At 54.2% G+C, this 14,410-nt stretch carries 11 protein-coding genes; 9 read left to right on the top strand and 2 right to left on the bottom strand.

Annotated elements, in window-relative coordinates; genetic code table 11:
- Window positions 1–69 precede the first annotated feature (69 nt).
- Complete coding sequence (locus Psfp_RS00865) at window positions 70–678, top strand: uracil-DNA glycosylase (protein WP_134216667.1); 609 nt, start codon at window positions 70–72, stop codon at window positions 676–678.
- Between the two features lie 103 nt (window positions 679–781).
- Here the strand turns inward: Psfp_RS00865 and Psfp_RS00860 are convergent, their stop codons facing one another.
- Window positions 782–1,120, bottom strand: a complete 339-nt coding sequence (locus Psfp_RS00860) for a DUF2508 family protein (RefSeq protein ID WP_134216666.1) — start codon at window positions 1,118–1,120, stop codon at window positions 782–784.
- Window positions 1,121–1,281: 161 nt separating this feature from the next.
- Between Psfp_RS00860 and Psfp_RS00855 the strand changes: the two genes are divergently transcribed.
- The 4 genes from Psfp_RS00855 (at window position 1,282) to uvrA (ending at window position 9,516) form a co-directional block, all read left to right on the top strand.
- On the top strand, window positions 1,282–2,769 hold the full coding sequence (locus Psfp_RS00855) for a substrate-binding domain-containing protein (RefSeq protein WP_192895218.1): 1,488 nt from the start codon (window positions 1,282–1,284) through the stop codon (window positions 2,767–2,769).
- Window positions 2,770–2,886: 117 nt separating this feature from the next.
- Window positions 2,887–4,266, top strand: a complete 1,380-nt coding sequence (locus Psfp_RS00850) for an ArsB/NhaD family transporter (RefSeq protein ID WP_134216664.1) — start codon at window positions 2,887–2,889, stop codon at window positions 4,264–4,266.
- Between the two features lie 175 nt (window positions 4,267–4,441).
- Complete coding sequence (gene uvrB / locus Psfp_RS00845; protein ID WP_134216663.1) at window positions 4,442–6,469, top strand: excinuclease ABC subunit UvrB; 2,028 nt, start codon at window positions 4,442–4,444, stop codon at window positions 6,467–6,469.
- Between the two features lie 158 nt (window positions 6,470–6,627).
- Window positions 6,628–9,516, top strand: a complete 2,889-nt coding sequence (gene uvrA, locus Psfp_RS00840; RefSeq protein WP_134216662.1) for an excinuclease ABC subunit UvrA — start codon at window positions 6,628–6,630, stop codon at window positions 9,514–9,516.
- 86 nt (window positions 9,517–9,602) lie between these two features.
- On the opposite strand, the gene Psfp_RS22420 is transcribed toward uvrA, so the two are convergent.
- Window positions 9,603–9,728, bottom strand: a complete 126-nt coding sequence (locus Psfp_RS22420; protein ID WP_282434312.1) for a hypothetical protein — start codon at window positions 9,726–9,728, stop codon at window positions 9,603–9,605.
- 109 nt (window positions 9,729–9,837) lie between these two features.
- Between Psfp_RS22420 and uvrC the strand changes: the two genes are divergently transcribed.
- The 4 genes from uvrC to Psfp_RS00820 all read left to right on the top strand — a co-directional run.
- Window positions 9,838–11,691: an excinuclease ABC subunit UvrC gene (uvrC, locus tag Psfp_RS00835; RefSeq protein ID WP_134216661.1), complete on the top strand. Its 1,854-nt coding sequence runs from the start codon at window positions 9,838–9,840 to the stop codon at window positions 11,689–11,691.
- Between the two features lie 135 nt (window positions 11,692–11,826).
- Window positions 11,827–12,597, top strand: a complete 771-nt coding sequence (locus Psfp_RS00830) for a transposase (RefSeq protein ID WP_134216660.1) — start codon at window positions 11,827–11,829, stop codon at window positions 12,595–12,597.
- Window positions 12,598–12,658: 61 nt separating this feature from the next.
- Window positions 12,659–13,474 carry a Cof-type HAD-IIB family hydrolase gene (locus tag Psfp_RS00825; RefSeq protein WP_134216659.1) on the top strand — a complete coding sequence of 272 codons (816 nt, stop codon included), beginning with the start codon at window positions 12,659–12,661 and terminating at the stop codon, window positions 13,472–13,474.
- A gap of 272 nt (window positions 13,475–13,746) precedes the next feature.
- Window positions 13,747–14,410: ROK family protein (locus Psfp_RS00820; RefSeq protein ID WP_134216658.1), on the top strand; the 664-nt coding region annotated here is incomplete at its 3' end.

Genomic DNA, 14,410 nt, shown 5'->3' with positions numbered 1-14,410 from the left:
TAATTCCACGGAATACCGGGTTTTGCCGGCGCCGTGGTTTTTATTTGGGAAAGGGTGGAAGAAGCGACGATGAACCCGGTAATTTACCGCCCGGACCACAACTTGAGCGAAATTAATAGTTTAGCTGAACTAAAAGACCTGACCGTGCGATGCGCTCGCTGCGCACTGCGGGACGGCTGTTCCAGGGTAGTTTTCGGAGAGGGAAATCCGAATGCGCGCTTAATGCTGATCGGTGAGGGACCCGGGGCGGATGAAGACCGGCTAGGGCGGCCTTTTGTGGGTAGGGCGGGCCAGCTGCTTGATAAAATCCTGGAAGCCATCAGCCTGGAAAGGTTTGCCCATACCTATATAGCCAATGTGGTTAAATGTCGTCCGCCCGGCAACAGGGCGCCGCGGCCGGAAGAGGCGCAAGCTTGCCTGCCCTGGCTCTACCGGCAGATTGAGCTGGTTTCCCCCGGTATTATTGTCCTTTTAGGAAACAGCGCTTTGCGGAACCTGGTTGATCCGGACACCAGCATTACACCAATGCGAGGTCAGTGGCTGGTGAGTAAAAGCGGCATTAAAATCATGCCTACCTTTCACCCTTCCGCCCTCCTGCGGGATTCCGGCAAGAAGCGTCCGGTATGGGAAGATTTCCAGAAAGTAAGGGACGAATTCCTGAGACTCGCGGAATCCTAGATTTTACAAATAAAATTAATTTTAACCTCCCGGTACAAAAAAGGTTGCGGTTAAAGCCTTGTATCAGGAGGTTATTTTTTCCTTGCGGTCCCAATGCCACCAGCTACAAAGCCGTAGCATTTTTTATCTCAGTAGAACAGATTCCTTCACAAATTTCCTGGACAGGAGAAAACTCTGTATCCGGCCATGCAGTAATGCCCTCTTTTCTGGCCTGGTTCAGCAGGGCGATATAGCGCCGCTCAGCTGCGTTGATTTTAAAAATGGCATATTCGGCCAGGTCTCCATCGATGTAGTCCAGTTCCTTTAAGGCCTGCCGCCATTCCTCACGAGCGTTTTGCACGGCGGCGTCCAGTTGAAGTGTCGATGTCTTTTCCACCATTATTTCCCTTATGCGGGACATTTCTGTTATAGGTATTGTTTTTAAGATTGACATTAAATTCATCCCAATCACCTCCCCTATATTATATTTTTTACTAGATGGAAATAGAAGGGCCTTCTACAGTAATATACAATAATTCCCATATATTTCATCCGACCATTCATTCAATATTTAGACAGCATTTTAAGCATAATATCAGCAAGAAAAACAATGGGGTGATTGGTTTGGAAAGTTCTTCACATAGTGGCGGTAAAAGAAAATTAATTTTAATTCTTATCATCATGGCCATCATCCCTTTTCTTCACGCGTGTGGCAAAAAGGAGGCGCAGAGAAAGCCGGCCAGTAACGGCGGCGGCCAGGAAATCAAGATAGCGGTAAGCCTGGCCAGCATGGAGAGGGATGGCAATCAGATTATAAAGAAGACCATGAACGGGCGTACGGGTCAGACCGATCAGCAGGGCGGGCAAAACGGTCAGCAAAGTGGACAGCAGAGCACACAAAGCAGCAAGAACGAGCAGGATGTAGTACCGGTCCAGACCCAAGGTGGAGGCGCCCAGGGGAATCAAGGCGGCGGTCAGCAAAAGATCAGCATCACCTGGTTGGATGCCAGGAACGACCCCATACAGCAAGAAAAAGACCTGGACCAACTGGCCGGCCAGAATATTAAGGCTGTCATCCTCCAGGCGGTTGATCCGGCGGCGGCTCCCAGGCTTGTGCGCAAGCTGGCCCAGTCCAATATCAAGGTGATTGCTTTTGAGACACTCCCAACAAATTCCCCTGTAGACGGCTATATTGCTTCAGACCACGCCAGGGCCGGGGAGCTTGAAGCACGCTACCTCCTGGCAGCGGCACAAGGTAAATCAACACCGATGAATACTGTCCTGCTCATGGGAGATAAAAACGACCAGACATCGAAGGAAATAGCCTCCTCGGTACTTGCTAACCTCAATGGCCAGGCTCAAGTAAGGGTGGTCCTGGCTAAAAACCACGATGGCGGCGATCCGCAGCTTGCAACGGCAACCCTTGACCAGGCGCTGGTGAGCAGCAACAACCAAATTGACGCTGTGTTAGCCACCGACGGCAAGATGGCTGCCGCCGCCGCCGAGATGTTGAAAAGCAGGGGTTTGAGCCAGCGGGTAATTACCGTGGGCGTGGGCGCCGACCAGCAGGCCTCCCGCGCGCTGGCGGCGGGTGACCACAAAGCAGAGGTGGACCTCATGCCCGAGGTCATGGCTCAGCATGCTTTCGACGCCGCGGTAGGCCTGGCCACCACCGGGCACTGGCAGTATGAGAAACAGGTCAAGAACGGAGATTTTGACGTGCCTGCCAAGATTACCCCGGTGCGTTTGGTGACAAAGGACGAGTCATACCTGCTGGAGCAGCGCTGGGGCAAACTGACAGGCCAGGAGGGACAGCAGGGGCAGCAAGGTGGTCAACAGCAGGGACAGCAGCAAGGACAACAACAGGGACAACAACAGGGACAACAACAGGGACAGCAACAGGGACAGCAACAGCAAGGGCAGCAAGGGCAGCAAGGGCCAAGCGGACGCACAACAACCCTGCGGGTAACCACCCAGGATGGAAAGACAGTTGAGATGCAAATTAATGGGGAAATCAAAAAAATTGAAACCGTCGACGGAACAGGCGCCCAAGCAGGCGGCGGTCAAAACGGCGGCGGAGGCCAGTCAGGTTCCGGTGGGGGCGGAAGTTAAGGTTTGTTTATTTAAACAAAAAAAGGCGCCTGGGGCGGGTATGGTTTTATGAACCGTACTCGTTTTTTGTTTATCCATTATTCATAAATGACAAACTAACTTAAGGGGTACATTCTAGTGTCTGAACAGTATCAGGTAATAGTTGCAGCTGTAGTGTTTATTGCCACTTATGTGGTAATCGTATCCGAAAAGATCCACCGCATGGTGGCGGCCTTTATCGGAGCGGGACTGCTGTTGCTGTTGGGGGTAATTAAGTTTGAAGCGGCGGCGCATGCCGTCGATTACAATACCATCGGGCTGCTGGTGGGGATGATGCTTATCGTCGGCATCACCAGAAACACAGGTGTTTTTGAATTCCTATCCATTAAGGCCGCTAAAGGGGCGGGGGGAGAACCTGTGAGGTTGATTGCAGCATTAGCCTTGGTTACCGCCATTTTATCGGCCTTGTTGGATAATGTTACCACCGTCCTGCTGATTGCGCCGGTGACACTGGTTATTGCCGGCATGCTGAAAATCAGCCCCCTGCCATTCTTGATTTCAGAGATTATCGCTTCCAATATTGGTGGTACTGCTACTTTAATCGGGGACCCTCCGAACATTATGATTGGCAGCGCCACACGGCTTGGCTTCATGGACTTTGTAATCAATCTGGCTCCAGTAGTAGCAGTAATTTATCTTATCACTTTTTTTATTATTCGCTTGATTTATGGCCGGCAACTAACAGTACGGCCGGATTTAAAGGCCCAATTAATGGATCTGGATGAACAGGATGAGATCAAGGATCCGGCGCTGCTGCGAAAATGTCTGCTGGTGCTCGCCCTGACCATCCTCGGCTTCGTACTGCACCAGTTTATTCACCTGGAATCTGCTGTGATTGCCCTGTCCGGCGCCAGCCTGTTGCTTTTGCTGACCCGGGAAGACCCGGAGCATGCTCTGCAGTCTGTGGAGTGGCCGGTAATATTCTTCTTTATCGGCCTGTTTGTGGTGGTAGGGGCGCTGGAAGAGGTGGGGATTATCCAGGCGATGGCCAAATGGACCCTGGATGTGACCAGCGGCAGCCTTTTGCCCACCGGTATATTGATTCTCTGGCTTTCCGCCATAGCGTCCTCCTTTGTGGACAACATTCCCTTTGTGGCCACTATGATTCCTCTATTGCAGGAAATGAGCCGCCTGGGTGGCATCACCGACATCAACTTCCTCTGGTGGTCCCTGGCCCTTGGGGCCTGCCTGGGGGGTAACGGAACGATTGTTGGGGCCTCCGCCAACTTAATAGTGGTTGGTATCGCTGAAAGAAAAGGACACCATATCAGTTTTCTGGGTTTTATGAAAATAGCCTTCCCTCTGATGCTGATGTCCATTGTAATCTCCACGGGCTATCTGCTGATTTGGTACAATAACCGCCTGGCCGCTATTGCCGGCAGTCTGGGTACAGCTGCGGTCCTGTACTTGCTTTTTAAAGTAATTCAAGGGAAAGCGGAAAAACGCTTTCATCGCTAAGTGAGTCCTGGTAGTTCCACGTGCCGCTATCAGGTTACCATGTGATGCGCAGGTTTTTTTTCAATGAGTGTTTTATCTTAAATCCAGGATCCTTGCTCAAGACCAAACATACTTTTGGTCTCTTTGCCTTTATGATATACTATTAGTATTAATGTCTTTCCAGAAAGGTCAAGCTATGCGAGCTTTTCAACTGAAATCGGAATACACCCCCCGGGGCGATCAGCCGGAGGCTATCGCCGCCCTGGTGGAAGGCTTGACTAAGGATTACCGGGGTCAGGTGCTCCTGGGCGCCACCGGTACGGGTAAAACCTTTACCATGGCCAATGTGATCCAGGCCGTGCAGCGGCCGGCGCTGGTGCTGGCGCCAAATAAAACCCTGGCCGCTCAGCTGTGCGGCGAGTTTAAGGAGTTTTTTCCCGACAACGCGGTTGAGTACTTTGTCAGCTATTATGACTACTACCAGCCGGAGGCATATATCGCCCACACGGACACTTATATTGAGAAGGACTCCTCCATCAACGACGAAATCGACAAGCTGCGCCACTCCGCCACCTGCGCCCTTTTTGAGCGCCGGGACGTCATTATTGTGGCCAGCGTATCCTGTATATACGGTTTGGGTGACCCGGAGGAGTACAGTACCCTGGTGCTTTCCCTGCGCCAGGGGGAGAACTACGACCGGGACGCTGTACTGCGCAAGCTGGTGAGTATCCAGTATGATCGCAATGACATCAACTTTACCAGGGGTAAGTTCCGGGTAAGGGGCGACGTCGTCGAGATCTTTCCGGTTTCCAACACCGAAAGAGCGATCAGAGTGGATTTTAACGGCGATACGGTGGAAAGGATGCTGGAGTTCGACGTGTTGACCGGGGAAATCCTGGGCAGGCGCAGCCACGTCTCAATCTTTCCGGCCAGCCATTACGCCACCTCCCGTGAAAAAATGGAGCGGGCGCTTGCATCTATTGAGGCCGAACTGGCGGAGCGACTGGCTGAACTTAACGCCGAAGGAAAACTTTTAGAGGCCCAGCGACTGGAGCAGCGGACCAACTACGATATGGAAATGATGCGGGAAATGGGTTTTTGCAGCGGGATTGAAAACTATTCCCGCCACCTCACGGGGCGGCAGCCCGGCCAGCCGCCCTATACGCTGCTGGATTATTTTCCGGATGACTTTATCTTGTTCGTTGACGAGTCTCATGTGGCAGTACCCCAGGTGGGCGGTATGTACGAGGGTGACCGTTCCCGCAAGCAGACGCTGGTGGAGTACGGTTTCCGGCTGCCCTCGGCGTTTGACAACCGGCCGCTGACCTTTCCGGAATTTGCGGAGCGGATCAAACAGGTTATTTACACCTCGGCCACCCCCGGCCCCTACGAGCAAAAGCACAGCAGCCAGGTGGTGGAGCAGATTATCCGGCCCACCGGCCTGGTCGATCCCGCTGTCAGCGTCCGCCCCACACGCGGCCAGATCGACGACCTTTTAGGTGAAATCCGTTTAAGGGTCAGCCGTGGGGAAAGAGTGCTCGTGACTACTCTGACCAAGAAGATGGCAGAAGACCTCACTGATTACTTCCGTGAGGTGGCGGTCAAAGTCCGCTACCTGCACTCGGATATCAAAACGATTGAGCGCATGGAAATCTTACGGGACTTGCGCCTGGGGACCTTTGATGTGCTGGTGGGTATAAATCTGTTAAGGGAAGGCCTGGATCTGCCTGAGGTCAGCCTGGTGGCTATACTGGACGCCGACAAGGAAGGCTTCCTTCGCTCCGAGCGTTCCCTGGTGCAGACCATCGGCCGGGCGGCCCGTAATGTTGACGGCAGGGTGATCATGTATGCCGATCAAATTACGGATTCCATGCAGAGGGCGATAGATGAGACCGAACGCCGCCGCAAGATCCAAATGGAGTACAACCGAAAGCATGGGATAACGCCTGAGACAGTCCGCAAATCGGTGCGTGAGGTGATCGAGGCCACCCGTGCCGCAGAACCCAAGGCTGTTTATGAAGTCGCTTCTACAGGTAAAAAAATGACCAAGGCCAAGTTGAAGCAGCACATAGCCTCACTGGAAAAAGAGATGAGGGAGGCGGCCCGCGAGCTGGCCTTCGAACGGGCGGCCCAGCTCAGGGACATGATCATTGAGCTGCGCCTCCAACTGAGGGGCGAGCACGGGCTTGGCCCGGGAATTCCCGGGGCGGAAGAGCCAAGCTAGATTAGGAAGCAGGGGGACGGTTCTTTTGCTTCCAAATTTGGAAGCAAAAGAACCGTCCCCCTGCTTCCCGCCTTACGACCTACGACAAAAAATTTACTTGCTTTGTGACCTACGGACTGCGACAACTTAAAATATCTACAAATGACTGAGGAGTATTTATGTTGGACAAGATTTTAGTCAAGGGCGCCCGCGCCCACAACCTTAAAAATATTGATGTTGAAATCCCCCGTGACAAGCTGGTGGTCATTACCGGGCTGTCCGGTTCGGGCAAGTCCTCCCTGGCCTTTGACACCATCTACGCCGAGGGCCAGAGGCGCTATGTGGAGTCTTTGTCCTCTTACGCCCGCCAGTTCTTGGGGCAGATGGACAAGCCCGATGTGGACTACATTGAGGGACTCTCTCCCGCCATTTCCATCGACCAGAAAACAACCAGCCATAACCCGCGTTCCACCGTCGGTACGGTTACCGAGATTTACGACTACCTGCGCCTGCTTTTTGCCAGGGTGGGACGGCCGCACTGTCCCAAATGCGGCAAGCCAATCACCCGGCAGGCCGTGGAACAGATGGTGGACCTTCTGGCCTCCCGGCCAGAAGGTACCAGGCTGCAGATCCTGGCGCCGGTGGTACGGGGCAAGAAGGGCGAGCACGCCAAAATCCTGGAGGAGATCCGCCGCAACGGGTTTGCCCGGGTCCGGGTGGACGGCGAGGTGCTGGACGCCTTTGAAGAAATCAGTTTGGACAAGAACAAAAAGCACACCATCGAGGTGGTGGTGGACCGCGTCATCCTGCGCCCAGGCTCTGAAAGGAGGCTGGCCGACTCACTGGAGACGGCCTTAAAGCAGGGTGACGGTGTGGCCATGGCGGCGCTGGAAGGGGAAGAAATCACCTTCAGCCAAAACTTTGCCTGCGTTGACTGCGGTATCAGCATCACTGAGATCACACCCCGCCTGTTCTCCTTTAACAGCCCCTACGGGGCCTGCCCGGAGTGCACCGGACTGGGGATTAAAAAAGAAATTGACCCGGACCTGGTTATACCGGATCGTCGCCGGTCAATAGCCGGCGGGGCTATCGGGGGGATGAACAAGGGGGGATACTACTACCAATTCCTTGAAGGATTGGCCGGGTACTATGGCTTTAGCCTTGATACTCCCGTGGCAGAGCTCGCTCCCGAGCACCTGGACGTTATTTTATACGGGACGGGCGGCAAGAAGTTTCATTTTGTCCTGGAGAGTGAAATATACAACCGCCGGCACGAGATGTACGTGCCCTTTGAGGGCGTCATAAACAACCTGGCCAGGCGTTACAAGGAAACCTCTTCCGAGAGCCAGCGGGAAGATCTTGAAATGTATATGAGCAGCAAGCCCTGTCCCGCCTGTCAGGGGGCGAGGCTCAAGCCGGAAGCCCTGGCAGTTAAAATTGGCGACCGGTCTATCACGGCTGTGACGCGCTTATCCGTTGTGGAAGCTTTGTCTTTTTTCGAAGGGCTGGAGCTGTCCAGCCGTGAACAGCTCATCGCCAGGCAGATTTTAAAGGAAATTAACGAGCGACTGGGGTTCCTGGTCAACGTAGGGCTGGACTACCTGACTTTAGACCGGGCGGCGGGGACGCTATCAGGGGGCGAGGCCCAGCGTATCCGGCTGGCTACCCAGATCGGCTCCGGCCTGATGGGAGTGCTGTACATTTTGGATGAGCCCAGCATCGGGCTGCACCAGCGGGATAACCACCGCCTGCTGCAGACGCTGGAGCGGCTGCGGGATCTGGGCAACACCTTGATCGTGGTCGAGCACGACGAGGATACCATGCTCGCCGCCGATCATATCATCGATATCGGACCTGGGGCAGGCGTGCATGGCGGACGGGTGGTAGCAGCGGGCAATTACCGTGAGATTTCGGATAACCCGGATTCTATTACCGGCCAGTACTTAAGCGGCAAGAAATTCATCCCGGTGCCGTCTATCCGCCGCAGGCCCAATGGCAAGGCGGTGGAGGCGCTGGGCGCCGTGGAAAACAACTTGAAGCGTATTGATGTGGCTTTTCCTCTGGGGGTCTTCACCTGTGTAACAGGGGTATCCGGGTCGGGTAAAAGCACCCTGGTCAACGATATATTATACCGCAAGCTATCCCAGGAACTGCACGGGGCCAGGACCCAGCCCGGCAGCTGCCGGGCTGTACGGGGTATCGAGTTTCTGGACAAGGTTATTGACGTCAACCAATCCCCCATCGGGCGCACACCACGTTCCAACCCGGCCACCTACACCGGTGTGTTTAATGATATCCGAGACCTATTTTCACAGACCCCGGAAGCGAAGATGCGTGGCTACAAGCTTGGCCGCTTCAGCTTCAATGTCAAGGGAGGCCGCTGTGAAGCCTGCCAGGGGGACGGCATTATCAAGATCGAAATGCACTTCCTGCCGGATGTGTACGTCCCCTGCGAGGTCTGCAAAGGTCTGCGCTACAACCGGGAGACGCTGGAGGTCCGCTATAAGGGCAGCAACATCGCGGATGTGCTGGACATGACTGTGGAGCAGGCGGTCGAGTTCTTTCGTCATATCCCCAAGATCCACCGCAAGCTGAAGACCCTGCAGGACGTCGGGCTGGGCTACATCCGCCTGGGCCAGCCGGCTACAACTCTTTCCGGCGGCGAGGCCCAGCGGGTGAAACTGGCCACCGAGCTTTCCAGGCGTTCGAACGGCAAGACCTTTTATATCCTCGACGAGCCCACCACTGGGCTGCATACCGCCGATATCGACAAGCTGCTTAAGGTTTTGCACCGGCTGGTTGAGGCGGGCGACACGGTGGTGGTAATCGAGCACAACCTGGATGTGATCAAGACCGCCGATTATATCATCGACCTGGGGCCGGAGGGCGGGGATAAAGGCGGACAGGTAATCGCCACCGGCACGCCGGAGCAGATAGCGGCTGTGCCCGGCTCATATACGGGGCAGTATTTGAAAAAGGTTTTGGAAAAAGGCGCCCGGCAGGGTATGGAGCTGTGGGAAAAAGAGGCCGGTGTCTTTGTTGAAGCGATCCAAAGAACGGGTAGTTAGAGGAATGGCGTCTTAGCTGTGCTTGTGCCCTGAAAATATACACAAAGCGCTTGAAAAATGCAGGTGCGAATTCATTCGCACAAAGGCTACCTTAGATGCCCAAGTTCGGCGCTGGCGCGCCGTTGTGCGATTGAAATGGCGCCTACCTCGGCTGGTGTTTTCATGATACCTGGCGCCGGGATAGCGGCGTGGGCAACTGATAATAACCACATGAAAAAACAGCTAAGGGCTGCCATAAAATTGTTTGTGCAATTTTGGATTTCGTCTACTTTTGGGTCATCCTAGTTGTATATTCAGCTATGTGTACAATGGTGATTAAACATGCAGATTGAAGAAAAGCTGAAAAACCTTCCAGCCAGGCCCGGTGTCTATCTTTACCGGAACGCCGAGGGGAAAATTATATACGTGGGCAAGGCCGTTTCCCTAAAAAACAGGGTCCGCTCCTATTTCCAGACAGGCGCCAGCCATCCTCCCAAAACCCGTGTGATGGTGGAGAAAATCGCCGACCTGGATTTCATTGTGACCGATTCGGAAGTTGAGGCCTTAATCCTGGAGCAAAACCTGATCAAGGAGTATCGCCCCCACTACAACATCCTGCTCAAGGACGACAAAAGCTACCCTTACCTCAAGGTAACCCTGGGGGAAGACTTTCCCAGGGTCATGATTACCCGGCGCCATGTCAAGGACGGTTCCAGGTATTTCGGGCCCTATACCAGGGTGGGCGCCGTCAATGAGACATTGCGCCTGCTGAAAAAGCTATTCCCCTTCCGTGCCTGCAATCAAAAGGAACCACCCCCCAGGCAGCGGCCATGCCTGAACCAGCACATCAGCCGCTGCCTGGGACCCTGCTGCGGGCTGGTGGACAGGGAAAAATACCGCGCCATGATCCAGGAGGTCTGCATGTTCCTGGAGGGAAGGCAGGAAGACCTCTTGAAGAGTCTGCTGACCAGGATGGAGGAGGCAGCCCGGAAGCTTGAGTTTGAAAAGGCTGCCCGCCTGCGGGACCAGATTCAGGCTGTACGCGAAGTAGTTGAAAAGCAAAAGATCATCTCAGGAGGATTTGAGGACCGTGATGTGGTCGCTATGGCCGGCGTCCGGGACGAGACCTGCGTGATGGTTTTTTTTATACGGGGCGGCAAGCTTATCGGGCGCGAACATTTCATGTTGAAAGGAACGGAAGGCTTGAGCCGGGCGGATGTAACAGGCGCCTTTATCAAGCAGTATTACAGTTCTGTTGATATCATCCCGGGGGAAATCCTCCTGGCGGAAGAGTTAAAAGAAGAGGCGGGCGTTATTGAAAAGTGGCTAACCGGAAAACGGGGCGCCAGGGTTCACCTGAAAACCCCCAGGCGCGGTGAGAAGAAGAAGCTGGTGGAGATGGTGGCCAAAAACGCTGTTCTCACCCTGGATCAGATTCACTCGGAGGAAGCCGCGCGCCGCGACGACACGAAAGCGGCGTTGGCCGGACTGGCCGCGGCGCTGGGCCTGGAACAACCGCCGCAGCGCCTGGAGTGTTATGACATCTCCAACACCCAGGGCCGTGCAAGCGTGGCGTCAATGGCAGTCCTCGAAGGCGGCAGACCGGCCAAAGACCAGTACCGCCGCTTTAAAATCAGTACGGTGGAGGGACCGGATGACTTCGCTTCGATGCAGGAGGCTCTGCGCAGGCGCTTTACCAGGGCCAGGGAGGAACGGGAACTGCTGAACACCGGTCAAATGTCCAGCAAGGAGGCAAAATTCCACCGCCTGCCGGATCTGGTTATTGTGGACGGGGGCAAGGGGCAGCTTTCGGCGGCCCGCCATGTGATGCGAGAACTGGGCTTTGCCCATATCCCTGCCTGCGGCCTGGCCAAACAGGAGGAACTGCTCTTTATCGAAGGGGCGCCCGACCCCGTTGTTCTGCCAAAAGAGTCCCCATCTCTCCACCTGGTGCAGCGCCTGCGCGACGAAGCCCACCGCTTCGCCGTGACCTACCACCGCAACCTGCGCGGCAAGGCGGGACTCAAGTCTTTGCTGGACGAGGTGGAAGGTATCGGCGAGGTGCGCCGCCGGGCGCTCTTGAAGGCCTTTGGCTCACTGGCCGACATTGAAGAGGCGACACCGGAGCAGCTGGCCGCTGTGGAGGGCATGAACAGAAAAGCCGCCCGCGCCGTCTACGACTTCTTCCACCACTAACGAAGCAGAGGGACGGTTCTTTTGCTTCCTTTTTTTGCTAAGGAGGCAAGGGGAAGGAGCTATGATTGTTTCCTTATCTCCCCTCATATGTTGTAATGTGGTAAAATAATACAAACAATGAGGGGAGGGTTGTACATGCCTCGACAAGCAAGAGACAAGAGTAAAACCGGGATTTATCATGTCATGCTGCGGGGTATCAACAAACAGAAGATATTCCATGATGATGGAGATAGGGAAAAGTTTATTAATATATTGAAGCGCAATAAAAGAGAGAGTCAAATAAAGGTTTATGGTTGGTGTCTGATGGAAAATCATATCCACCTACTTTTGGGAGAAGGAAAAGAAGATATATCTATCTCCATGAAAAGGATAGGCGTAGGCTTTGTTTGGTATTACAATGGTAAGTACAAGCGCACGGGGCACTTATTTCAAGATCGTTACAGGAGTGAGAAGGTAGAAACAGACGAGTATTTGCTAACGGTTATCCGCTATATACACCAAAACCCAGTTAAAGCAGGGCTAGTGAAGGATTCTAAGGATTGGCCATGGAGTAGTTGCGGGGTATACTACGGAGAATGTGATTATCAGGTGGATTTTGCAGATAGGGAAATGATTCTCGGTATGTTTTCTGAGGATGAATCAATAGCAGTAAGCAGGTTCAAGGAGTATAACGAGCAAGTTAATGAGGATGCCTGTTTGGATGAAGAAAACAAAAGGATGACTGATGAAGAAGCAAAACATGAGATTATGAAAATAGTTGTTGGACGGGGTTTGGATAAAGTACAGGATCTCCCCAAAAAAGACAGAAAAGAAATAATCAGAGCGGTGAAGAGAATCAAGGGAGTCTCACAGAGACAGGCTGCAAGGATATTAGGAGTATCCGATAATTTACTATTTAAAGTTTAAAGCAAAAAAGGAAGCAAAAGAACCGTCCCCTTGCTTCCCTTTGCTTCCGGTGGGAGGGCTTATGACAAAAATTAAACTTATTGCAGCAGACCTGGATGATACCATATTATCCAGGGACAGAATCATCACCCGCCGGGTTAAAGACGCTGTTGCGGCAGTGCGCGCGGCGGGTGTTCATTTCACTGTTTCCACGGGCCGCATGTTCTCTGCGGCGGCACATTTTGCCCGTCAACTGGATATTGAACTGCCCCTCATCACCTACCAGGGGGCGCTGGTGAAGAATTCATTATCCGATGAGGTCCTGCGCTACCGCCCGCTGCCGCAGGTTTATGCCAGGGAACTGATCACCCGGGTACACCAGCTGGGCTACCATATGAACGGTTACCTGGAGGACCGGTTGCTGGTCGAAAGGGACGATGAGTTGGGACGTCGCTACGCCGCCAACAATGGCGTGGAAATGGTGGTAGTGGGCGATTTTAACGAGTACTTCCATGATGACCCGACCAAGCTGGTGGTCATTGCTGAAGAGCAGCAGGTAACCCAGTTGCTGGCCGTATTGGCTCCAACCTACCAGGGGAAGGTGCACCTGTCCAAATCACTGCCGGGATACTTGGAATTTTCCCATATCCAGGCGACTAAAGGGGACGCCCTGGCGTACCTGGCCCGCTATTTTGGCGTGCCAAAAGAAGAGGTCATGGCCATAGGAGATAGCTATAACGATATAGAGATGCTGCAATATGCCGGAGTGGGGGTAGCCGTGGCCAACGCCCGGGATGATGTCAAGCTGATCGCTGATTATGTAACCTCCCAATCATACGGTGATGGTGTCGTGGAAGCTCTTGAAAAGTATGTCCTGAATAGCCCCGTACATGATTGAACTGGCTCAAGGGAAAACTAACCTGAAAATGCAGGTGCGAATTCATTCGCACAAAAGTTACATTGGCCACACAAGTACGGCGCCGGCGCGCGTGTGCGATTAAAATCGCACCTCGTATATCCATAATACGCGGCGCCGCTGGCAGCGTGGGCAGCTAACCTGTGATCGTCGCATATGGGGGCTAAGATGTTGGTGCGAATTTGTTTTCATACTCTGCCGGCGTCGCAACAGCGGCATGGTCAACTAACTGCAATTAGCGAGGGGGGGCCGAAGTGCCCGAGCAGTTTGTCATCGGTGTCGACCTGGGTGGGACGAAAATCCTGACCGCGCTGGCCAATAGAGAGGGTCACGTGCTTGCTGAACAAAAAATCCCCACCGAAGCCGCCAAAGGGCAGCAGCATGTGGTCGCTCAGATCGTCCAAAGCGTCGAACAAGTCCGTAAGAAAGCCGGGGTGAAGCCTGAACAAGTGCCGGCCCTGGCCCTGGGCGCTCCCGGCCCGCTTGATAGCTGTAAGGGCATCATCCACTTCGCACCAAACCTGGCCTGGCATGATCTGCCAATCCGCCAGGTTTTGGAGCGGCAGCTTTCCATACCGGTATTGCTGGACAACGACGCCAACCTGGCCGCGCTGGGAGAGCATGTCTACGGCGCCGGACGGGGGGAGGATAACATGGTTTACATAACAGTCAGCACCGGCATTGGCGGGGGACTGATCTTTGGCGGCAGGCTCTACCGTGGTTTTGCGGACGTGGCCGGAGAGATCGGCCACATGACCGTTTTCCCCGACGGGCCTCTGTGCGGCTGCGGTAACAGAGGCTGCCTGGAGGCGCTGGCTTCCGGTACTGCTATTGCCCGGGACGCCAGGGAGCTGGCTGCCTGCGGCAGGGGCGCCCAAATCCTGGCAGCGGCAGGTGGAGATGCTGCCGGCATCACCG

It is taken from the genome of Pelotomaculum sp. FP (assembly GCF_004369245.1).
Lineage (GTDB): Bacteria > Bacillota > Desulfotomaculia > Desulfotomaculales > Pelotomaculaceae > Pelotomaculum_C > Pelotomaculum_C schinkii.
The sequence above is the reverse complement of the archived record's forward strand: the minus strand, read 5'-3'. Positions and strand labels throughout refer to the sequence as shown.